Below are 21,338 nucleotides of genomic sequence, written 5' to 3'. Positions count from 1 at the left end.
GCGGGTGACCCTGACGTAGGGTTTCCCGCCGTGAGCACACCCGGAAATCCCCCCAGCGACCAGCCGGAGCCAATTCCTCTGGTCGAGCCAGCGGGTGGTACGCCACCTGTGGTGACCCAGCCGGCAGAGCTGCGGCGCGCGGCCGCAGCTCTGGCGGCGGGTGATGGGCCGGTCGCGATCGACACCGAGCGCGCGTCCGGATATCGGTACTCACAACGGGCGTACCTGGTTCAGCTGCGCCGCGAGGGCGCAGGCACCTACCTGGTCGACCCGGTCGCGTTGAACGACGAGGTCGACCCGCTGATCGAGGCACTCGACGGCACGGAGTGGGTGCTGCACGCGGCATCGCAGGATCTGCCGTGCCTGGCGGAGCTGGGCCTGCGACCGGGCAAGCTGTTCGACACCGAGCTGGCCGGACGGCTGGCCGGGTTCGACCGGGTCGCGCTCGGCACACTGGTCGAGCGGGTGCTGGGCTACCGGCTCGAGAAGGGCCACGGCGCCGCCGACTGGTCGCGTCGTCCCCTCCCCCGTGAGTGGCTGAACTACGCGGCGCTGGACGTCGAACTGCTCGTGCCGCTGCGCGACGCCCTCGAAGCCGAACTCGCGTCCCAGGGCAAGCTGGACTGGGCGCTGCAGGAATTCGAGGCCCTCAGGGACGCTCCGACGCCGGAGCCCCGTAAGGAGCCATGGCGGCGCACTTCCGGCATCCACCGGGCTCGTGGGGCCCGTGCCCTCGCGTTCGTCCGGGCCTTGTGGGAAGTCCGCGACACCATCGCTCGTGAGCGGGACGTCGCCCCAGGCCGCGTCCTGCCGGACAGCGCGATCGTCGACGCCGCCGTCGCGGCCCCGCTGGACGAAACGGCGTTGGTGAAGCTCCCCGTCTTCCGTGGCCGGTCGCAACGGCGCCTGGCGGGCACGTGGGCGCGTGCGTTGAAGGCCGCCGCCCAGTTGCCCCGCAACGAGCTTCCCGACCCGTCCCCGCAGCAGGACGGCCCTCCGCCGCCGAACCGGTGGGCGGACAAGGACCCGGCGGCCGCCGCCCGGTTGTCCGCGGCCCGCGCCGGCCTCTCGGCCTTGGCCGAGACACTGCGCCTGCCGGTGGAGAACATGGTCCAGCCCGACCTCGTCCGCCGAATCTGCTGGACTCCCCCGGCCGCCATCGACGTCGACGGCACGGCCGCGGCTTTGCGGGCGGGCGGAGCGCGTGAATGGCAGGTCGAGCTGGTGGCGGAGCTGCTGAGCAAGGCCCTGCACGCGACTCCGCCAGCCGCCGAGTAACAGGCTTTCGATCAGCCTCCGACGCCACCCTGTGCCCGCGGCTCAATCCATGCCGCGGGCACAGACGCGGCGCCCAGCCCGTCCAACACGGTCAGCCCCCGCAACCGATCCCGCGGCTCAGCCCACACGCAGGCCCGAGCTCGGGCCCACCCTCCCACGCGACCAGCATTGGTGCCTGCGGCTTCAGCCCATGCCGCGAGCCCAAGCTCGGCGCTCAGCTCCTCACGCGACCAGCCGGAACAGCTCGAACCGACGATCCTCGCGTGCATCCTCCGGGCCGTGCTCGCCCCCTGGCCTCCCCCGGCACGCCGACCCTGGAACCGCTCCCAGCGCGTCACGGACCTCTGCCCGCCCGCATGGGGGACCCCTGATTTCAGGCTATTCGCATCCGGGCGGGGGACGGAAGCCTGGCCGAATGGCACCTGTGGACAACTCCTGCCTGTGGACAACTCGGGCGTCGGCGACCGCGCTCGTGCCGTTTTTGTCGGGGCTCGTCAGTAGCGTGGATTCCGGGGGCCGGAGGCCGCGCCCAGCGGCCAGACCGTGACACACACGACAGGGGGACCACTGTAGTTACCGACGGGTAACAAGGACTAGAGTTGAGGCCACGGCCGCCCCTACCGGCGGGTAACCCAGAGACACGAGGGAGGACTTGCCGTGGCCGCACCAGCACCTACCAGTGCTGCGCGAGCCCTTCGCAACGTCGTCTTCGTCGACGGCGTACGCACGCCGTTCGGCAAGGCGGGCAAGAAGGGCATCTACGCCGAGACCCGCGCGGACGACCTGGTCGTCAAGGTCATCCGCGAACTGCTGCGCAGGCACCCCCAGCTGCCGCCGGAGCGCGTGGACGAGGTCGCGATCGCCGCGACCACCCAGATCGGCGACCAGGGCCTGACCATCGGCCGGACCGCCGCGCTGCTGGCCGGTCTGCCGAAGTCGGTGCCCGGCTTCGCGATCGACCGGATGTGCGCGGGCGCCATGACCGCCGTGACCACCACCGCGAGCGGTATCGCCTTCGGTGCGTACGACGTCGCCATCGCCGGCGGCGTCGAGCACATGGGCCGCCACCCGATGGGCGAGGGCGTCGACCCGAACCCGCGGTTCCTCGCCGACAAGCTGGTCGACCCGTCCGCGCTCGTGATGGGCCAGACCGCCGAGAACCTGCACGACCGCTTCCCGCACCTGACCAAGGAGCGCGCGGACAAGTTCGCCGCCGCGTCCCAGGAGAAGTACGCCGAGGCCGTGAAGACCGGCAAGATCGGCCCGGAGTTCGTGCCTGTCGCGACCCGCTCCGCCGAGCTGGGCTGGGGCCTGGCGACCGAGGACGAGCCGCCTCGCCCCGGCACCACCGTCGAAGCGCTGGCGGAGCTCAAGACGCCGTTCCGTCCGCACGGCCGGGTCACCGCGGGCAACGCGGCCGGTCTGAACGACGGCGCCACCGGCGCGCTGCTGGCTGACGAGGAGACCGCGCGCGAGCTCGGCCTGCCGATCGGCATGCGCCTCGTCGGCTACGCCTTCGCGGGCGTCGAGCCCGAGGTGATGGGCGTCGGCCCGGTCCCCGCGACCGAGAAGGCGCTCAGGAAGGCCGGGCTGAGCATCGAGGACATCGGCCTGTTCGAGATCAACGAGGCGTTCGCCGTGCAGGTACTGGCGTTCCTCGACCACTTCGGCATCGCCGACGACGACCCGCGGGTGAACAAGTGGGGCGGCGCGATCGCCACCGGCCACCCGCTCGCCTCGTCCGGCGTGCGGCTGATGACGCAGCTTTCCCGCCAGTTCGCCGAGCACCCCGAGGTGCGCTACGGCATCACCACCATGTGCATCGGTATCGGCATGGGTGGCACCGTGATCTGGGAGAATCCCCACTGGAGCGGCAAGTGACCGACGAAGTTGTGACCCACGCCCACACCCGCACCATCCGGGTTCCCGGCCTGGCCAAGCCGGTCGCGTTGATCACCTTGGACAACGGCTTCGACCACACCAAGCCGAACACGTTCGGCCGCGCAGGCCTCGCCAGCCTCGACGCCGCGTTCGACGCGGCCGTGCAGGCCGACCCGGCCGCGATCGCGGTCACCGGCAAGCCGTTCATCTTCGCCGTCGGCGCGGACCTGACCGGTGTCGGCCAGGTCACCGACCGCGAGACGGCACTGGAGATCGGCAAGCAGGGGCACGACGTGTTCCGCAAGTTCACCGACTCCAAAGTGCCGACGTTCGCGTTCGTCAACGGCGCGGTGATGGGTGGCGGCCTGGAGCTCGCGCTGTCCTGCCACTACCGGACCATCGCGTCGAACGTGGCCGCGATCGCCCTGCCGGAGTGCTTCCTCGGTCTGTTCCCGGGCTGGGGCGGCACACAGCTGCTGCCGAACCTGATCGGCGCGGACCGCGCGGTGACCGTGATCATCGAGAACGCGTTGAACCAGAACAAGATGCTCAAGCCGAAGCAGGCGCTCGAGCTGGGCATCGCGGACGTGCTGCTGGACTCGCCGGACTACTTCGAGCAGTCGCTGCTGTGGCTGGCCGACGTGGTCAACGGCAAGACCACCGTGCAGCGCCCGGAGATCGACCGCGGCGAGGCATGGGACGCGGCCATCGCCCGCGCCCGCGCCATCGTGGAAGGCAAGACCCACGGCGCCGCCCCCGGTCCGGCCAAGGCCGTCGAGTTGCTGGAGTTGGCCCGGCACAACGACTTGGACCGTGGCTACGCGGCCGAGACCGAGGCGCTGGCGGACGTCGTGATGAGCGACGAACTGCGCGCCGGCCTGTACTCGTTCAACCTCGTGCAGAAGCGCGCCCGGCGCCCGGCGGGCGCGCCGGACAAGTCGCTGGCCCGTCCGGTGACCAAGGTCGGCATCGTCGGGGCGGGCCTGATGGCGTCCCAGATGGCACTGCTGTTCGCCCGCCGCCTGCACGTTCCCGTGGTGCTCACGGACATCGACCAGGCGCGTGTGGACAAGGGCGTCGGCTACGTGCACACCGAGGTCGACAAGCTGCAGGGCAAGAAGCGGATCTCGCCGGACGAGGCGAACCGGGTGAAGGCCCTGGTGTCCGGTTCGCTGGACAAGGCGGCGTTCGCCGACGCCGACTTCGTCATCGAGGCCGTCTTCGAGGACCTGGAAGTCAAGCGGCAGGTCTTCGCCGAGGTCGAGGAGCACGTCTCGGCCGAGTGCGTGCTGGCGACCAACACCTCCTCACTGTCCATCACGGACATGGCGGCCAAGCTCCGGCACCCGGAGCGCGTGGTGGGCTTCCACTTCTTCAACCCGGTCGCGGTCATGCCGCTGCTGGAGATCATCCGCGCCGACCGGACCGACGACGCCACCCTGGCGACGGCGTTCAAGGTCGGCAAGGACCTGAAGAAGTCGTCGGTCCTGGTCAAGGACGCGCCCGCGTTCGTGGTCAACCGCCTGCTCACCCGCTTCCTCGGCGAGATCACCGCGGCACTGGACGAGGGCACGCCGTTCGACGTGGCCGACCACGCGCTCGACCCACTCGGCCTGCCGATGACGCCGATGATCCTGCTGCAACTGGTCGGCCCGGCCGTGGGCCTGCACGTCGCCGAGATCATGCACAACGCGTTCCCCGACCGCTTCGGCGTCAGCGAGAACATGAAGCGCTTCGTCGAAGCGGGCAAGACCGCGGTGTGGCAATGGGACGCGCAGGGCAACCAGACCCTCGACCCGGAGGTCGCGGCGCTCTGGCAGGCCGGTGACTCCCCGTCCACCTCGCAGCAGCTGCTCGACCGCACCCTGGCCGCACTGGCCGACGAGGTCCGCCGCATGCTCGACGAGGGCGTCGTCGCCGAGGCACAGGACATCGACCTGTGCCTGATCCTCGGCGCCGGCTGGCCGTTCTGGCTCGGCGGGATCACGCCTTACCTCGACCGCAGCGGCGTTTCGGAGCGCGTCACGGGCAAGCGGTTCCTTGAGCCCGGGGTGGCGAGCGTTCCCCGCTAGTCCTGTCAGGTGGCCCCTGCCCCGTCAGGGGCCACCTGCCGACTGCGCGTCGGCAGAGGCCGAGCCACGCATGTGGACGCCTGCCGAGCGCCCCCGTGTGATCGCGGTTGGCTGCCAGGCTTTTCCGCGGTTCGTCGCTGCCCCGAGGCACCGCTCATATCTGCCCTCCACCGGGCCATGCCCGTACTGGTTCCCTGTCAGGTCGTGCGCCATCCGGCGGCCATCTTGTGGCCATGTCGGACACATAACGTCCGGCTCATGAGGTCCTCCCGGAGACGATTCTTCATCCTGGGCGCGGCGGTGGCCGGTACTTCCCTGGCCGCCGCGCCGCCGGTTTCGGCTGACATCACCAGTGAGCTGGGCCGGTTGCTCGGCCGCACCCGGTACCGCTGGCTCGTCGGCGATCACCACACGCACACGCAGTACTCGTATGACGCGATGTACACCGTGGACAATGTCGTGTCGGGCGCCCGGCTGCATGGTGCCGACTGGCTGGTGATCACCGACCACGGTTATCCCGCGCACGAGAAGTCCTCGGTCGAGCCGACCAATGTGGACGTCCGCGCCGCACGCCGGAAACATCGCGATGTCCTGTTGTGGCAGGGCATCGAGTGGAACGTGCCCGGCGCCGAGCACGCCACCGTCTTCTTCGCGCCCGGCGCGGACGAAGCGACGCTGCTGCGCACGTTCGAGCGCACGTACGACTCCCGCCTGACTGACTCCGGCTCGGGATCGGCCGAGAACGAAGCCAAGGCGATCGCAGCGGTGCGGTGGCTACGGCAGAACACGCGCGACCCGATCGTCGTCGTGAACCACCCCAGCCGGAACGGCCGCGTCGCCCCGCACGAGCTGCGGGCCTTACGCGACACCGGCCTCGCCATCGGGATGGAAGGCGCCCCCGGCGCGCAGGCCGACGGTTTCCCGAAACCTGACGGGAATGGCGGCGCACGCGGCGGCTACGTCAACAACCCCGGTACCGACTCGTGGCCCGGATATCCAGCCGAGGCCTACCGCACCTACGGCGGGTTCGACTGGATGACCGCGAAGCTGGGCGGCATCTGGGACTCCCTTCTCGCTGAGGGCAAAGGCTTCTGGATCACCAGCAACTCCGACTCCCACTACAACAGGGGCGACGTGCTGGCCCGGCCGGCCGTGCCCGGTGATTACTACGACAAGACCGGGAAGTATCCGGACCCGGTCGATTCCGGCGTGCCCCACCTGCTCGCGCCCTACGCCGACTTCTACCCCGGCGAGTTCAGCCGCACCTATGCCGGCGCCACCGCACGGACCCACAGTGCCGTCGCGTCCGCCCTACGCGCCGGCCGCATCTGGGTCACCCATGGCGGTCTCGTCGACAACCTCGAAGTAGCCGTTCATGGCGATGGTCAGTCCGCCACGTACGGCGACCGCATCCGTGTCCGCCGGGGTTCGTCCGTCACTGTCGTCATCGCGGCCCGAATGGCCTGTCGTCCCAACGGAAGCGGTTCCATTCCCCAACTACGCCGTCTCGACCTGATCCAAGGCCTCATCACCGGAACCGCTTCACCGGATGCTGTGTCCGCCCCTGCGACCAGAGTAGCGCAATCTTTCCAGCCGCGCTGGTGGCCCGGGCACACCGTTTTGTTCCAGCACACCTTCCGCGACGTCCGCGCGCCTTTCTACGCACGTGTGCGCGGCACGGACGGTAACCGCCACGCCCCTGGCGGCATCGAGCCCGCGCCGGACGTGATCGGCGACTCCGATCCGTTCCAGGACCTGTGGTGCTACACCAACCCGGTGTTCGTCGACGTGTGGTGACGGCTCCTGGCGGGTACACCTGACCTGTGATCCGGATCGGGACCTCGGGTTGGCTGTACCCGCCGTGGCGAGGCGTGTTCTATCCAGAAGGCCTGCCGCACCGGCGGGAACTGGAGTACATCTCGCGCCAGGTCGACTCGGTCGAGATCAACGGTTCCTTCTACTCCCTGCAACGGCCGTCCAGCTACCGGCGCTGGGCCGCCGAGACGCCGGACGACTTCGTGTTCGCCGTGAAGGGCGGCCGGTTCATCACGCACATGAAGCGGCTCAGGGACGTCGAGACGCCGCTGGCCAACTTCTTCGCCTCCGGGATGCTGGCGCTGGAGCACAAGCTCGGGCCGGTCCTGTGGCAGTTCCCCGGCAACTTCCCGTTCGACGCCGGCCTGCTGTCCGGTTTCTTCGACCTGCTGCCACGGTCGACCACGCAGGCCGCGTCGCTGGCCGCACACCACGACTCGCGGCTGGACGGTCGCTCTTGGACCGAAGTGCCGGCGGACCGTCCGATCCGGCACGCCATCGAGGTCCGTCATCCCAGCTTCCTCGATCCGGCCTTTGTGGACCTGTTGCGCCGGAAGGACATCGCGCTCGTCGTCGCGGACACGGCGGGGAAGTTCCCGTATCTGGAAGACGTCACAACGGATTTCGCTTACGTCCGGCTGCACGGTGATGTCGAGCTGTACGCCAGCGGGTACTCCGACGAGGCGCTTGACATGTGGGCGGACAAGATCCGGCGGTGGAACACGGACGTGTACGTCTACTTCGACAACGACATCAAAGTGAAGGCCCCCGGTGACGCCATAGCGTTACGAAAACGCCTCCCGCTCAACACGATAGAGTGATCGATCCGGATTTCGCGGACACCGGCGCCCCGGACGCGGCAACCTGGAGCGGTGCGACCAACGGGTGGTCGCCGTCACCAAGGGGATCTCACATGTCGAAGCTTGTTCAGCGCGCCCTTTTCACCAGCCTGCTCACCGCGGGCACTGTGCTGTCGGCGGCACCCGCCGCGACGGCCGACGCCGTACCGAAGTGCGACCGGGGCGAATTCTGCGCCTGGCCCAAGGAGAACTACGCGGGTACCCCGGTCAGACTCACCCTGGAGACCGCCAATCCCGGCGAGTGTGTCTCGCTGGGTGGTGTGGTCGCCAAGTCACTCGCCAACCGCCTGACCAAGGATGTCACTGTCTACCAAGGAACAACCTGCTCGACCGAGGCGGAATTCACCACGTATCCCCGAGCCGGGACGTTCGTGCCCGACGCACCGTTCGTGGTGAAGGCCATCCAGATCTGGGAGTAGCCCCATGCCTGCCGCGACCCGCAAGTGGCGACACCTGAAGGTGTCCTTATAGGACTTCGAGCGCGAGTGACGGCCGCCCCTGTCGACTCGCCGACCATGACCACACCGATCACAGTTTGGCAGGGAGGTGCACTTCGACCGACAGGCCGCCCTCGGGCACGGGGTAGGCGCTGACCTGGCCGTGGTGGGCGATCACGACGGCTCGCACGATCGACAGGCCCAAGCCGGTGCCGGACTGGGCCGTGCGGTCGACACCGCCGCGGCGGAAGGGCTCGAAGAGTTCAGCGACGCGCGAGGCGTCGATGTGCGGGCCGGAGGAGCTCACGCGCAGCGTCGCCCACTCCGGGGTCGCTGACGTACGAACATCGATCCATCCGCCGTCCACGTTGTGACGGACCGCGTTCTCCAGGAGGTTACCGGCGACACGTTCCAGTAGTGCCGGGTCGCCGACCGCGGGCGCCGGAGCGGCATGGAAGGTCGGGATGATGCCGCGCGGCTCCGCCTCGGCACGGACACCGTGCCAGGCGGTGGCGACCGTGCTGGCCAGGTCGACGGGTTCGCGGACGCCCAGGCCCATGCCGTCGGTGCGGGCGAGCAGCAGCAGGGCGTCCACGAGCTGACCGGACCGCAGGGTGGCGGCGCGCACCACGCCTGCCATCCGGCGCAGTTCGGCGACGTCCGCGTCCGGGTCGGCGAGGGTGACGTCCAGTTCGGTGCGGATCACCGACAGCGGCGTGCGCAGTTCGTGGCTCGCGTTGGCCACGAAGCGGCGCTGTGACTCGAAAGCCGCCTGCAGGCGGGCGAGCATGGCGTCGAAGGTGTCGGCGAGTTCGGCGAGTTCGTCGCGTGGGCCTTCGTAGGCGATGCGGGAACCGAGGGACTCGGCGGACAGCCGGCGGGCGGTCGAGGTGACCTCCCGCAACGGCCGGAGGATCCGTCCGGTCAGAGTCCAGGAAAGGAGGGCCGCGGCAGCCACCACAGCGGCGAAGGCGAGGGAGCCGAAGATCAGGATGCGTTCACGGGTGTCTTCCTGGAGCACCTTGGCGAGTCGGGACGCGTCGACCTGCCTGCCGTTCACCACGACGGGCGTGTCCCCGGACAGGGTCGGCACGGAACCGACCGCGTCCCCGGCGAGCAACCAGCCGAGCCACAACAACATCGCACTGACGGCAGCGGCCAAACCGGTGGCCAGCAACGTGATACGGACTCGCAGGCTGAGCCCGCGCCGGGTGGTCACCCCGCTTCGGTACCGGCCACCGGGACCCGGTAGCCGGAGCCGACCACGGTGTCGATCAGACCGGGTTCGCCCAGCTTCTTGCGCAAGGTCATGACGGTCACGCGGACCGTGGTGGTGAACGGGTCGGCGTTCTCGTCCCAGACCCGTTCGAGCAGTTCCTCACTGCTCACCACGGACCCGCCCGCGGCCAGCAGGACCTCCAGGACGCCGAACTCCTTGCGGGTCAGCTCGACGGCGCGGCCCGCCCGGCTCACCGTGCGCTTGGCCGGGTCGAGCTCGAGGTCGCCGACGGTCAGCACCGGCGGGGTGGCCGGTGTGGCGCGGCGGGCCAGGGCACGCACGCGGGCGACCAGTTCGGGGAAGGCGAACGGCTTGGCCAGGTAGTCGTCCGCGCCGAGAGACAGGCCCTCGACGCGGTCCTCCACCGTGCCACTCGCGGTCAGCATTAACACACGGGTGAGCGCGCCGGAGGAGACGATCTCGCGGCACAGCTCGTCACCGGACATGCCGGGCAGGTCACGGTCCAGCACGACCACGTCGTACCGCGTGATCGTGGACTTCTCGTGCCCCGCGTCGCCGTCCAGCGCGACGTCGACGGCCATGCCCTCCCGGCGCAGGCCGCGCGCGATCGCCTCGGCCAGCGCCTCTTCGTCCTCGACTACCAGAACTCGCACGTGGTCAGTCCTTCGTGGACGCTCGAACTTCGGCGGCGGCCGGCTCACCGAGCCTGCCCGCGGCCCACTCGGTCACGCGCCTGGCCACGTTCTGCGCGGTCAGGCCCAGGTCGGCGAGCACCTCCGCACGGGTGCCGTGCTCGTGGAACTGTTGCGGCACACCAAGGTCGCGCAGCGGAACGTCCACCTCGGCGTCCCGCATCGCCGCGGCCAGCGCCCAGCCGAAACCGCCGTGCCTGCCGCCGTCCTCGATGGTCACGACCATCCGGTGCCGTGCGGCCATCTCGACGAGCACCGCGGGCACGGGAGTCACCCACCGCGGGTCGACGACCGTGACGCCGATGCCTTGGTCCGCGAGTCGTTCGGCGGCGGCCAGGCCGAGCTCGCCGAACACGCCGACCGCCACGAGGAGGATGTCCTCCCCCTCGGCTGGGCGGCGCAGGACGTCCACGCCGTCGACGTGGTCCACCGCCGGGATGTCCGGGCCGACCGCGGCCTTCGGGAACCGCAGCACGGTCGGGCCGTCGTCCACGTCGGTCGCTTCGCGCAGCAGCTCGGACAGTGTGGCGGCGTCCCGCGGCGCGCAGACCCGGATGCCCGGGATCGTGCCGAGGATCGACATGTCCCACATGCCGTGGTGGCTGGCGCCGTCCGGGCCGGTGATGCCCGCGCGGTCCAGCACGACGGTGACGGGCTGCTTGTGCAGCGCGACGTCCATCAGCAACTGGTCGAACGCCCGGTTCAGGAACGTCGCGTACACCGCGACCACCGGATGCAGGCCGCCCATGGCCAGGCCTGCGGCGGACGTCAGCGCGTGCTGCTCGGCGATGCCCACGTCGAAGCAGCGCCCGGGGAACCGGGCCGCGAACTTGTCCAGGCCGGTCGGGCCGAGCATCGCGGCGGTGATGGCCACGATGTCCTCACGGTCGGCGCCCAGCCGCAGCAGCTCCTCGGAGAACACCGACGACCAGGTCGCCTTCTTGGGCTTGACCGGCTCGCCGGTGACCGGATCCATCACGTCGATGCCGTGCATCTGGTCGGCCACGTGGTTCTCGGCGGGCGCGTAGCCGTTGCCCTTGCGGGTCGCCGCGTGCACCACGACGGGCCCGCCGTACTCCTTGGCCCGGCGCAGCGCGGCTTCCATGGCGTGCACGTCGTGCCCGTCGACCGGGCCGACGTACTTCAGGCCGAGGTCCTCGAACATCATCTGCGGGCTCAGCGCGTCCTTGATCCCGCGCTTGGCCGCGTGCAGCGCCGCGTAGACCGGCTTACCGACGACGGGGGTGTTCTGCAGCACGCGGCGGCCGCCTTCGAGCACCTTCTCGTAGCCAGGTTGCAGGCGCAGCGAGGCGAGGTGATTGGCCAGCCCACCGATGGTGGGGGCGTACGACCGCCCGTTGTCGTTGACCACGATCACGACGGGGCGCGTGCGGTCCGCGGCGATGTTGTTCAACGCCTCCCAGCACATGCCGCCCGTCAGCGCACCGTCCCCGACGATCGCGACCACGTGCCGACGCTGCGAGCGCAGCTGGAACGCCTTCGCCAGACCGTCGGCATAGGACAGTGCGGTGGAGGCGTGGCTGTTCTCCACCAGGTCGTGCTCGCTCTCCGCACGCGACGGATACCCGGACATGCCGCCGCGCTGGCGCAGCGTGTCGAACCCCGCGGCGCGCCCGGTCACGATCTTGTGCACGTAGCTCTGGTGCCCGGTGTCGAACACGATCGCGTCACTCGGCGAGTCGAACACCCGGTGCACCGCGAGGGTCAGCTCGACGACTCCCAGGTTGGGCCCGAGATGCCCACCGGTCCTGGCCACCTTTTCGACCAGGAACGAGCGGATCTCGCCGGCGAGCCGGACCACCTCCTCGTCGGTGAGGCGCTTCAAGTCGGTCGGCCCGTGCAGGTTCTCCAGCAGAGTCACTGCTTCCACCTCGTCTGAGTCGCTCCACTCCGTACTCGTCCGCCCGGCTTCCCGCCCCAACCGGCTTCCAGCCAGTCTACGGACGGCGCGGGAATACGGCCCGGGCGGCACGAACCTGGCCTTCCCGGCGGCCCGTAAGTTGTAAGGTCCCTGCAGGAACGCTGTGGTCAGGGAGGACCGGGGGAGATGAGCGTGCCAGAAGGTGATCAGCAGCAGCTGATCAGGCGGATCGGCCGGGCGCTACTCGGCGCGGCACCGCCGAACTGGAAGCAGATCCGCGCGGAGTACCGGTCGGCGGGCCGGCACATCGAGGTGGACGTGGCGGTCACGGGGGATGACGGCCAGCCGTTCCCGATCCGGCCGCCGATGGACGTGGTCGAACTGTTCGGCGAGTTGCGCACGGCGATGTACCGGCCGGGCAGAGGTACCTGGCTTTCCGGCGTCTACCTGCTGGATCACCCGTCGAAGTTCAGCGCGGAGTTCGAGCCGGACACCGAGCCGCGGTGGCGACGGGTGCCGCCGCCGATCGGTTTCCAGGACGAGCTGCGCCAGTTCCCCCGTGAGGATGCCCACATTCCGGAGTGGCTGCGGGCCCGCGCGGGCCTGCCGCCCGTGCCCGGCCCCGCGGGTGGGCCACCGATGTCTCCGCCCATGGGTCCGGCCGGGGCGCCCAGTGGCACTCCGCTGCCGCCGCACAGCCACGCCGCAGCCGGACCGGGCGGGCCGCTGAACACGCCGCCCAGCGGCACACCACTTCCACCGCCAGGCCACGCCGGGCCTCCAGGCGCGCCCTTCGCGCCTGGCGCCGCAGGTACGCCGCTTCAGCCGCCTGCCCACGGCGGACCACCCAGCACCCCACCCGGCGGCACACCGACTCCACCACCTGGCCAGGCCGCACCGACGCCACCAGGCACGCCACCTGGCAGCACACCACTTCCACCGCCAGGCGAAGCCGGTCCAACAGGCACGCCTTTCGCGCCCGGCGCCGCAGGCACACCGCTTCAGCCGCCCGCGCACGGCGGACCACCCAGCACCCCACCCGGCGGCACACCGACTCCACCTCCCGGCCACGCCGGACCGGCGGCACCAGGCGGCACGCCACATCCACCACCAAACGAAGCCGAACCAGCAGGCACGCCCTTCACACCCGGCACCACAGGCACACCGCCTCAACCGCCCGCGCACGGCGGACCACCCAGCACGCCGCCCGGCAGCACACCGACTCCACCACCTGGCCAGACCGGACCGGCGGCAGGATCACCAGCCACACCACTTCAACCGCCCCACAGTGCACCACCAGGTACTCCGCCTGGCGGCACGCCGCTGTCCCCACCTGGCCTCGGTATGCGGTTCTCCCTGGGTCCGACCGGTGTCTCAGTGCTGGGTGCGCCACCGAGCACCCCGCCCGGTCCTGCCCGAGCGGGAACACCGGACGACCCCGGATTCGGCCCGCAAGGCGCCGCGGACGCCCCGCCGTCCGGGTTGTCCGCGCAGGCCGAACCGGGTGGGCTGGTCAGCAGCATGCCGCCGGAGGGCACGCTGCCGCCGCCTCAGCCGGGGCAGCAGTAGCCCGGGCGGCCGCTTGCCCGGCACCGCCGACCGGCGGAGGATCATGGAGACCGGGGAGAAAGGCGGGGCTTGTTACGGATCGCGAACCATGTGTCCGCGCGGGTGACGCACCTGAACGCGGCGGGCGGTGAGGTCTACTCGCTCGAGCGGCACGAGACCGAACCGGCTGTCGTGACTGTGAAGTGCTGGCAGTGTGGCGCGACTGTGGCGATCTACGCCGCGTCCCGCAAAGACGTGGCGCGCGAGCGGCGGACCTACCTCGTCCGGGCGGTGCTCACCGCCGCGATCACGTTGGCGGTGGCCATGCTCGTGGCGTGGGCGTTCCGGGCGGGCGCGGGCACTGTCGGGGTCTTCCTGCTGATCGGCGGACTGATCACGGCGTGGCTCACGCTCGCCAATCTCGGGCACGCGGCGCTCAGCCAGGAATGCGGCGTCGCCTATGAGTCCACGCAGGACAGTGACGTCTTCCATGAGGCGGAGTTCGGCTACCGCACCTGATCCTGTTGCGCATGGTGGCACTTCCCCGGAATCGCTGGAAAAGCCCGTAGGGTTGAGGCTTGCCGCGAGACAAGATCGGAGTGCTGATGGCCGAGCTGTTCATCGGGGGCGAGTGGATGTCCGCGCTCGCCGGCGGGACGCGGGAGATCCGGTGCCCGGCCGACGGATCGTTGGTCGCGACGGTCGACGAGGCCGACGGCGACGACACCGAGGCGGCGATCGACGCGGCCCGCAGAGCCTTCGACAACGGCCCGTGGCCCGGCACTCCGGCGGCCGAGCGCGGCGACCTGCTGCTGCGCGCCGCCGATCTGATCACCAGGGACAAGGACGCCTACGCCAGGGCCGAATCCCTCGACACAGGCAAACGCTTGGTCGAGAGCGAGTACGACATGGCCGACGTGGTCGCGTGCCTGCGCTACTTCGGCAAGCTCGCGGCCAACGAACCCGGCCGCATCGTCGACGCGGGCAATCCGAACGTCTCCAGCCGGATCGTGTACGAACCCGTCGGCGTGTGCGGGTTGATCACGCCGTGGAACTACCCACTGCTGCAGGCGATCTGGAAGGTCGCCCCCGCGCTCGCCGCGGGGAACACGTTCGTGCTGAAGCCGAGCGAGCTCACGCCCAGCACGGCGATCATGCTGATGCGCACCTTGCAGGAGGCAGGCCTGCCGGACGGGGTGGCGAACCTCGTGCTCGGTGCCGGGGCGCAGGCGGGGGCGCCGCTGGCCGGGCATCCCGACGTCGACCTGGTGTCGTTCACCGGCGGGCTGGCGACCGGCACGCGGATCGCCGCGGCCGCCGCGGCCACGGTCAAGAAGGTCGCGCTCGAACTCGGCGGGAAGAACCCGAACATCGTGTTCGCCGACGCGGACTTCGAGACCGCGGTCGACTACGCGATCACCGCGGTGTTCCTGCACTCCGGCCAGGTCTGCTCGGCCGGTGCGCGGCTGATCGTGCAGAACGAGCTGCACGACGAGTTCGTCGACGAAGTGGTCCGGCGGACCGAGCGGATCCGGCTGGGCGGCCCGTTCGACCCGGACGCCGAGACCGGCCCGTTGATCTCCGCGGCGCACCTGGAGAAGATCGAGCACTACGTGGCCGCGGCGATGACCGAGGGCGCGACGCTGCGGACGGGTGGTTGGCGGCCGCAGGACGAGCGCCTCAAGGACGGCTTCTACTACCTGCCGACGGTGCTCACCGACGTCAAGCAGGGCACCTATGCGGTCCGTGAGGAAGCGTTCGGCCCTGTGCTGACCGTGGAGCGGTTCACTGACGAGGACGACGCCGTCCGTATCGCCAACGACACGCACTACGGCCTGGCGGGTGGCGTGTTCACCAAGGACGGTGACAAGGCCCAGCGCGTGGCCGCGCGGCTTCGGCACGGCACGATCTGGATCAACGACTACCACCCGTACCTGCCGCAGGCCGAATGGGGCGGGTTCAAGCGCTCCGGCGTCGGCCGGGAACTCGGCCGCGCCGGACTGGCCGAGTACCAGGAGGCCAAGCACATCTACCAGAACCTCAAGCCCGGGCCGCAGTACTGGTTCAGTCGCCCCGACTGAGCAGGGCGACCGCCTCGACGTGGTGGGTCATGGGGAACGCGTCGAAGGCGCGGACCTGGTCCAGCCGGTACCCGCGCAGCATGAACCGGGCGACGTCCCGGCCCAACGCCGCGGGGTCGCAGGCCACGTAGACCACGCGCGTGGGCCGTCGGGCGGCGATGGTGTCCACGACCTCGTGCCCGGCGCCCTTGCGTGGCGGGTCGAGCACGACCACCTCGGGGTCGGGGCCGTCGAGCGACCCGTCCCGCAGCGCCAGCTCGACCTTCCGGGCGACCGACGTGACCTGCGGCAGGTCGGCCAGCAGCCGTGCCGAGTCCACTGAGGACTGTCCGGCCTGCTCGACCGCGACCACCCGCCCGGCCGGCCCGACCTGGGCGGCCAGTACGGACGCGAACAGCCCGACACCGCTGTAGAGGTCCCACGCGCACGATCCGGGCGACGCCTGGGTCCACTCCCCCACCGCGGCGGCGAAGGTGTCCGCGGCCGCCGGGTGGACCTGCCAGAAGTTGAACGCCGCCATCTCCCAGTGCCTGCCCGCGGCGAACTCGACCGCCCCGCCGTCCCCGGCGATCGGTGTGCGTTCCCACCGCATCCGGCCGCGGTAACCGCGCACCAGCCTGACCTGGCGGGCGTGGATGCGCCCGCTGCCGTCCCGCACCAGTTCGATCTCGCTGTCCTTGGCGAACTCCTGGCCCGCCACCGATTCGACGAGCCCGGGCACGGTGATCGGGCAGTGCCCGACCGGGATCACGCCGTGGCTGCGATGCGGGTGGAAACCGGGCAGCCGGTCGTAACCGACGGCCATCCGCACGCGGGTCCGCCAGCCGAGCAGCCCGCCGGTGAGCTCCTCGACCGTGACGTCGATGTCCCGGTTGGTCGCCTTGCTCAGGTGCTCGGACACCACAGCGGCCTTCAGCCGCCGTTGTGCCTCACCGGAAGCGTGCTGCCAGTCGCAGCCGCCACAGGCACCGGGCCCGGACAGCGGGCACGGCGGTTGTACCCGATCGGGCGACGCGGACAGGATCTCCACGGCGTCCGCACGGCAGTACGAGCCGCCCTTGTCCTCGGTCACCTCGGCGGTCACGTGTTCCCCTGGCAACGCGTGGCGCACGAAGAGAACACGTCCCTCGTGCCGCGCGACACAGTGGCCGCCGTGGGCCACCGGGCCGACGTGCACGTCGAGCCTGCGGCCCTTCCAGTTCAGTTTCTCCCCAGTGGTCACTTGTCGTCCTCGCCGTGCAGTCCACGCCGCACTGATCCGGGCGCGATCACGGCCCGGTCGTGCACCTTCTCGGAGGACGCCAGCTGCCATGGCACGCTGGTGACCATCACGCCAGGCTGGAACAACAGCCGCCCCTTGAGCCGCAACGCGCTTTGGTTGTGCAGCAGATGCTCCCACCACCTACCGACAACATATTCCGGGATGAACACCGTGACCACGTCACGCGGGTTGTTCGTGCGAATCCGTTTGACGTAGTCCAGCACCGGCTTGGTGATCTCGCGGTACGGCGACTCGATGACCTTCAGCGGGATCTTGAACCCGTTGGACTCCCATTCCTTCACGAGCATCCGGGTGTCCCGGTCGTCCACATTGACCGTCACGGCCTCGAGCACGTCCGGCCGGGTCGCCTTGGCGTACGCCAGCGCGCGCCGGGTCGGCAGGTGCAGTTTGGACACCAGGACGATCGCGTGGTTGCGGGACGGCATCACCATCGGCCGGTCGTCCTGGGCCTCGCGCAGTTCGTCGGCGACGCGGTCGTAGTGCTTCTTGATGCCGGTCATCAACGCGAAGATCGCGGTCATCGCGGCGATCGCGATCCACGCGCCGACCAGGAACTTGGTGACCAGCACGATGACCAGCACGGTGCCGGTCATCGCCAGGCCGAACCCGTTGATGCCCTGGGAGCGGCGCATCCTGCGCCGGGCGGCCGGGTCGGTCTCGGTGCGCAGCAAGCGGTTCCAGTGCCGGATCATCCCGCTCTGGCTCAGCGTGAACGAGACGAACACGCCGACGGTGTACAGCGGGATCAGTTTGGTCGGGTCGGCGTCGAACGCGATCACCAGCAGGATGGCGAAGCCCGCCAGGAAAAGGATGCCGTTGGAGAAGGCCAGCCGGTCGCCGCGGGTGTGCAGCTGGCGCGGCAGGTACCGGTCCTGCGCCAGGATCGAGCCGAGCACCGGGAAACCGTTGAACGCGGTGTTCGCCGCGAGCACCAGGATGAGCGCGGTGAACACGATGACGAAGAAGTAGCCGGGCACGAAGTCGGCGAACACCGCCTGCGACAGCTGCGCGATCACGGTCTGCTGCTGGTAGCCCTGCGGCGCGTTGGCCAGCTGGGTCTCCGGGTGTTCGGCGAGCACGACGCCGGTGAGCTGGGCCAGGAAGATCACGCCCATGAACATGGTGACCGCGATGGTGCCGAGCATCAACAGCGTGGTCGCCGCGTTGCGGGACTTCGGCTTGCGGAACGCCGGGACGCCGTTGCTGATCGCCTCCACACCGGTCAGCGCCGCACAGCCCTGGGTGAACGCCCGCAGCACCAGGAAGACGAGGGCGAAACCGGCCAGGTGGTCGTTCTCCGCGTGCAGTTCCAGCCCAGAACTCGCGGCCTTGACGTCGTCGCCGAGCACCAGGGTGCGGACGAAGCCCCAGCCGAGCATCGCGAAGATGCCGATCATGAACGCGTACGTCGGGATCGCGAAGGCGGTGCCCGACTCCCGGATGCCTCTGAGGTTGACCGCGGTCAGCAGCACGATCGCGATGACCGCGAACAGCACGTTGTTCTCGTGGATCCACGGCACCAGCGCACCGAGGTTGTCCGCGGCGGACGAAATGGACACCGCGACAGTAAGGACGTAATCCACCAGCAGCGCGCTCGCGACGGTGACGCCCGCCTTCGGGCCCAGGTTGACGGTGGCGACCTCGTAGTCACCGCCGCCGCTGGGGTACGCGTGCACGTTCTGGCGGTAGCTCATGACCACCGTCAGGAGCACGATGACGACGACCAGACCGATCCACGGCGCGAAAGCGAACGAGGCGATGCCGGCGATGCTCAGGGTCAGGAAGATCTCTTGCGGCGCGTACGCCACGCTGGACAGGGCATCCGAGGCGAACACGGGCAAAGCCACCCGTTTGGGCAGCAGCGTGTGGCCCAGGCTGTCGCTGCGAAAGGGCCGGCCTACCAGGAGGCGCTTCGCGGCGGTTGAGAACTTCGACACGGGATCACAGAGTATGTCCTCCCGTCACCCAGGTGGAGCACCGGACGGTAGGTTCTTGCCGGACGGCTGGAGAGATCTTCTAGGAGGCTGGTCGTGCACGTGGTGATCATGGGCTGCGGCCGCGTCGGGTCGTCGCTCGCCGCCGCGCTCGAGCGGCTCGGTCACACGGTCGCCGTCATCGACAAGGACGTCCAGGCGTTCCGCAGGCTGAGCCAGGATTTCCGCGGCTCGCAGGTGGTCGGCATCGGGTTCGACCGGACCGTGCTGATCAAGGCCGGGATCGAGCGGGCGGGTGCGTTCGCGGCGGTGTCCAGCGGCGACAACTCGAACATCATCTCCGCCAGGGTGGCCAGGGAGACGTTCGGCGTCGAGCACGTCGTGGCCAGGATCTACGACGAGAAGCGTGCGGCCGTCTACGAGCGGCTCGGCATCCCGACCGTCGCGACCGTGCCGTGGACCACCGACCGTTTCCTCCGGACGTTGCTCCCGGACGGCGTGGCGTCCGCGTGGCGGGAGCCGTCGGGCAAGGTCGCCGTGCTGCAACTGCCCGTGCACGAGTCATGGGCGGGCAAGCGCGTGAGCGCCCTGGAGGAAGCCACCGGCGCGCGTGTGGCGTTCATCATGCGGTTCGGCACCGGGGTGCTTCCCAACGCCAAGACAGTTGTGCAGGCTGACGACGTGATCTACGTGGCGGCGCTGTCCGGCACGGTCAGTGACATCACCAATGCGGCGGCGCAGCCACCGGAAGAGGAGAACTGATGCGGGTCGCGATCGCGGGCGCCGGTGCCGTGGGCCGGTCCATCGCCGCCGAGCTGGTCGCCGGCGGGCACCAGGTGATGCTGATCGAACGGCAGGCCGCCCAGTTCGAGCCGCACACCGTCGAGCAGGCCGAATGGGTGCTGGCCGACGCGTGTGAGCTGTCTTCGCTCGAGGACGCCGGGCTGCAGCTGTGCGACGTGGTCATCGCGGCGACCGGCGACGACAAGGTCAACCTGGTGGTCTCATTACTGGCCAAGACCGAGTTCGCGGTGCGCCGCGTGGTCGCGCGGGTGAACGCCCCGGCCAACGAGTGGCTGTTCACCGAGGCCTGGGGCGTCGACGTGGCCGTGTCCACACCCCGCATCCTGGCCGCGATGGTCGAGGAGGCGGTCAGCGTCGGCGACGTGGTGCAGTTGCTGACCCTGCGCCAGGGCCAGGCCAACCTCGTCGAGATGACGCTGCCGGAGGACACACCGTTGGCGGGCAGGCCCGTGCAGGAGGTGTCCCTGCCGCGCGACGCGGCGCTGGTGACCATCCTGCGCGGCGGCCGGGTGATCGTGCCGCAGCCGGACGACACGTTCGAGCCCGGTGACGAGCTGTTGTTCGTGGCGGCCGCGAGCGTGGAGCACCAGATCCGGACCGCTCTGGGGTCGTGATCGGATAGTGTCGGACGGGTGTTCGCCCCTCCTGACAAGATCGAGACCGACCGGCTCTGGCTGCGTGTCTTCACCCCCGCCGACCTCGACGAGCTGTACGACATCCGGTCCCGCCCGGAGGTGAACCGTTACCTCTACAGCGAGGCGATGAGCCGTGCTGAGGTCCAGGCGAAACTGGACGAGCGGATCGCCAAGATGTCCCGGCTGGACCAGCCCGGCGACTCGCTGATGCTGGCGGTGGTGCGCAAGGACACCGGCGCGATGATCGGCGACGTGGTGCTCAACTGGCTGCCGGGCGAGCACCGGCAGGCCGAGATCGGGTACGTGCTGCACCCGGACCACTACGGCCACGGCTTCGCCACCGAGGCCGCCCGCCCGCTGCTGCGGATCGCGTTCGAGGAACTGAAGGCGCACCGTGTGATCGGCAGGCTCGACGGCCGCAACGCCGCGTCCGGGCGTGTGCTTGCCAAGCTGGGGATGCGCCAGGAGGCGCACTTCCGCCAGAACGAGTTCGTCAAGGGCGAGTGGACCGACGAGATCGTCTACGCCCTCCTCGCCAGCGAATGGCGTGCTCACCCCTCGTGAGTGTTTATCGGCGTTCTAACCCTGATAAACACTCACGAGGCACGCAGTCCTTCGCGCATCCACTCCAGCCGGTCGGCGGTGCCGTACACCGCGAACGCGTCGATGTACGAGCCCAGCACGTTCACCTGTTCGCGTGGTTTGTCCACGCCCGTGCCGTCGATCGGCCTGCTCCGGCCGAACGGCACGCTGTCGAAGTCGCTGTGCAAGCTCTCCAGCGGATCGTTGTTGTCGTAAGGAATGCCGGACGGCGACGTGGTCGGATCCCCTGCCCGTAAAGCGAAAGTGTGATCGACGAACTGGCCAGATCCGGTGAGGCTCCGATTAATCCCTTAG

General features: G+C 69.8%; 18 protein-coding genes. 12 read left to right on the top strand and 6 right to left on the bottom strand.

Annotated features, from left to right (window positions below; translation table 11 throughout):
- Positions 1–30 precede the first annotated feature (30 nt).
- The 6 genes from GC106_RS30195 to GC106_RS30170 all read left to right on the top strand — a co-directional run bounded on the left by GC106_RS30195 (position 31) and on the right by GC106_RS30170 (position 8,325).
- Positions 31–1,278, top strand: coding sequence for an HRDC domain-containing protein (locus tag GC106_RS30195; RefSeq protein WP_376777772.1), 1,248 nt, complete (start codon positions 31–33; stop codon positions 1,276–1,278).
- Positions 1,279–1,935: 657 nt separating this feature from the next.
- Entirely contained in the window at positions 1,936–3,159 is a 1,224-nt protein-coding gene (locus GC106_RS30190) for a thiolase family protein (protein WP_173137650.1), read from the top strand.
- Positions 3,156–5,231, top strand: a complete 2,076-nt coding sequence (locus GC106_RS30185; RefSeq protein WP_312872969.1) for a 3-hydroxyacyl-CoA dehydrogenase NAD-binding domain-containing protein — start codon at positions 3,156–3,158, stop codon at positions 5,229–5,231. The genes GC106_RS30190 and GC106_RS30185 overlap by 4 nt, the downstream gene beginning before the upstream one ends.
- 258 nt (positions 5,232–5,489) lie before the next feature.
- The gene (locus tag GC106_RS30180; protein WP_173137648.1) at positions 5,490–7,028 is read left to right on the top strand and encodes a CehA/McbA family metallohydrolase domain-containing protein; all 1,539 of its coding nucleotides are present in this window, start codon (positions 5,490–5,492) and stop codon (positions 7,026–7,028) included.
- A gap of 35 nt (positions 7,029–7,063) precedes the next feature.
- The gene (locus GC106_RS30175) at positions 7,064–7,867 is read left to right on the top strand and encodes a DUF72 domain-containing protein (protein WP_173137822.1); all 804 of its coding nucleotides are present in this window, start codon (positions 7,064–7,066) and stop codon (positions 7,865–7,867) included.
- 92 nt (positions 7,868–7,959) lie between these two features.
- Complete coding sequence (locus GC106_RS30170) at positions 7,960–8,325, top strand: peptidase inhibitor family I36 protein (RefSeq protein ID WP_173137646.1); 366 nt, start codon at positions 7,960–7,962, stop codon at positions 8,323–8,325.
- Between the two features lie 109 nt (positions 8,326–8,434).
- On the opposite strand, the gene GC106_RS30165 is transcribed toward GC106_RS30170, so the two are convergent.
- Genes GC106_RS30165 through dxs form a run of 3 tightly spaced genes read right to left on the bottom strand, consistent with a single transcriptional unit; the run spans position 8,435 to position 12,157 of the window.
- The gene (locus GC106_RS30165) at positions 8,435–9,562 is read right to left on the bottom strand and encodes a sensor histidine kinase (RefSeq protein WP_312872967.1); all 1,128 of its coding nucleotides are present in this window, start codon (positions 9,560–9,562) and stop codon (positions 8,435–8,437) included.
- On the bottom strand, positions 9,559–10,236 hold the full coding sequence (locus GC106_RS30160) for a response regulator transcription factor (RefSeq protein WP_173137644.1): 678 nt from the start codon (positions 10,234–10,236) through the stop codon (positions 9,559–9,561). Before GC106_RS30160 ends, GC106_RS30165 begins: the two co-directional genes overlap by 4 nt.
- Positions 10,237–10,240: 4 nt before the next feature.
- Positions 10,241–12,157 carry a 1-deoxy-D-xylulose-5-phosphate synthase gene (gene dxs, locus GC106_RS30155; RefSeq protein WP_173137642.1) on the bottom strand — a complete coding sequence of 639 codons (1,917 nt, stop codon included), beginning with the start codon at positions 12,155–12,157 and terminating at the stop codon, positions 10,241–10,243.
- A gap of 186 nt (positions 12,158–12,343) precedes the next feature.
- Here dxs and GC106_RS30150 point away from each other — a divergent pair, with 186 nt between their 5' ends.
- The 3 genes from GC106_RS30150 (at position 12,344) to GC106_RS30140 (ending at position 15,786) form a co-directional block, all read left to right on the top strand.
- Positions 12,344–13,726, top strand: a complete 1,383-nt coding sequence (locus GC106_RS30150) for a hypothetical protein (protein WP_173137640.1) — start codon at positions 12,344–12,346, stop codon at positions 13,724–13,726.
- 90 nt (positions 13,727–13,816) lie between these two features.
- Positions 13,817–14,224 (top strand): hypothetical protein, encoded by a 408-nt coding sequence (locus tag GC106_RS30145; protein WP_173137638.1) that lies wholly within the window; start codon positions 13,817–13,819, stop codon positions 14,222–14,224.
- Between the two features lie 86 nt (positions 14,225–14,310).
- Positions 14,311–15,786, top strand: a complete 1,476-nt coding sequence (locus GC106_RS30140) for an aldehyde dehydrogenase family protein (RefSeq protein WP_173137818.1) — start codon at positions 14,311–14,313, stop codon at positions 15,784–15,786.
- Here GC106_RS30140 and GC106_RS30135 read toward each other — a convergent pair.
- Positions 15,770–17,008 carry a class I SAM-dependent RNA methyltransferase gene (locus GC106_RS30135; RefSeq protein ID WP_312872964.1) on the bottom strand — a complete coding sequence of 413 codons (1,239 nt, stop codon included), beginning with the start codon at positions 17,006–17,008 and terminating at the stop codon, positions 15,770–15,772. The genes GC106_RS30140 and GC106_RS30135 overlap by 17 nt on opposite strands.
- Positions 17,005–19,005: an APC family permease gene (locus GC106_RS30130; protein WP_173137634.1), complete on the bottom strand. Its 2,001-nt coding sequence runs from the start codon at positions 19,003–19,005 to the stop codon at positions 17,005–17,007. The genes GC106_RS30135 and GC106_RS30130 overlap by 4 nt, the downstream gene beginning before the upstream one ends.
- Before the next feature lie 93 nt (positions 19,006–19,098).
- Between GC106_RS30130 and GC106_RS30125 the strand changes: the two genes are divergently transcribed.
- The 3 genes from GC106_RS30125 to GC106_RS30115 are packed head-to-tail and all read left to right on the top strand — an operon-like array spanning position 19,099 to position 21,005.
- Positions 19,099–19,764, top strand: a complete 666-nt coding sequence (locus tag GC106_RS30125; protein ID WP_173137632.1) for a potassium channel family protein — start codon at positions 19,099–19,101, stop codon at positions 19,762–19,764.
- The gene (locus tag GC106_RS30120; protein ID WP_173137630.1) at positions 19,764–20,420 is read left to right on the top strand and encodes a potassium channel family protein; all 657 of its coding nucleotides are present in this window, start codon (positions 19,764–19,766) and stop codon (positions 20,418–20,420) included. Before GC106_RS30125 ends, GC106_RS30120 begins: the two co-directional genes overlap by 1 nt.
- 18 nt (positions 20,421–20,438) lie before the next feature.
- Complete coding sequence (locus GC106_RS30115) at positions 20,439–21,005, top strand: GNAT family N-acetyltransferase (protein ID WP_173137628.1); 567 nt, start codon at positions 20,439–20,441, stop codon at positions 21,003–21,005.
- 32 nt (positions 21,006–21,037) lie between these two features.
- Here GC106_RS30115 and GC106_RS30110 read toward each other — a convergent pair whose 3' ends face one another.
- Positions 21,038–21,331 carry a peroxidase family protein gene (locus tag GC106_RS30110; RefSeq protein WP_173137816.1) on the bottom strand — a complete coding sequence of 98 codons (294 nt, stop codon included), beginning with the start codon at positions 21,329–21,331 and terminating at the stop codon, positions 21,038–21,040.
- Positions 21,332–21,338 lie beyond the last annotated feature (7 nt).

Source organism: Kibdelosporangium persicum (assembly GCF_013280595.1).
Classification (GTDB): Bacteria; Actinomycetota; Actinomycetes; order Mycobacteriales; family Pseudonocardiaceae; genus Kibdelosporangium; species Kibdelosporangium persicum.
The sequence above is the reverse complement of the archived record's forward strand: the minus strand, read 5'-3'. Positions and strand labels throughout refer to the sequence as shown.

What these genes read in the sequence shown, in the direction of transcription:
- GC106_RS30150 (WP_173137640.1), top strand. Translation starts at nt 12,344, where the DNA reads ATGAGCGTGCCAGAAGGTGATCAGCAGCAGCTGATCAGGCGGATCGGC.
- GC106_RS30120 (WP_173137630.1), top strand. Translation starts at nt 19,764, where the DNA reads ATGCGGGTCGCGATCGCGGGCGCCGGTGCCGTGGGCCGGTCCATCGCC.
- GC106_RS30170 (WP_173137646.1), top strand. Translation starts at nt 7,960, where the DNA reads ATGTCGAAGCTTGTTCAGCGCGCCCTTTTCACCAGCCTGCTCACCGCG.
- GC106_RS30140 (WP_173137818.1), top strand. Translation starts at nt 14,311, where the DNA reads ATGGCCGAGCTGTTCATCGGGGGCGAGTGGATGTCCGCGCTCGCCGGC.
- GC106_RS30180 (WP_173137648.1), top strand. Translation starts at nt 5,490, where the DNA reads ATGAGGTCCTCCCGGAGACGATTCTTCATCCTGGGCGCGGCGGTGGCC.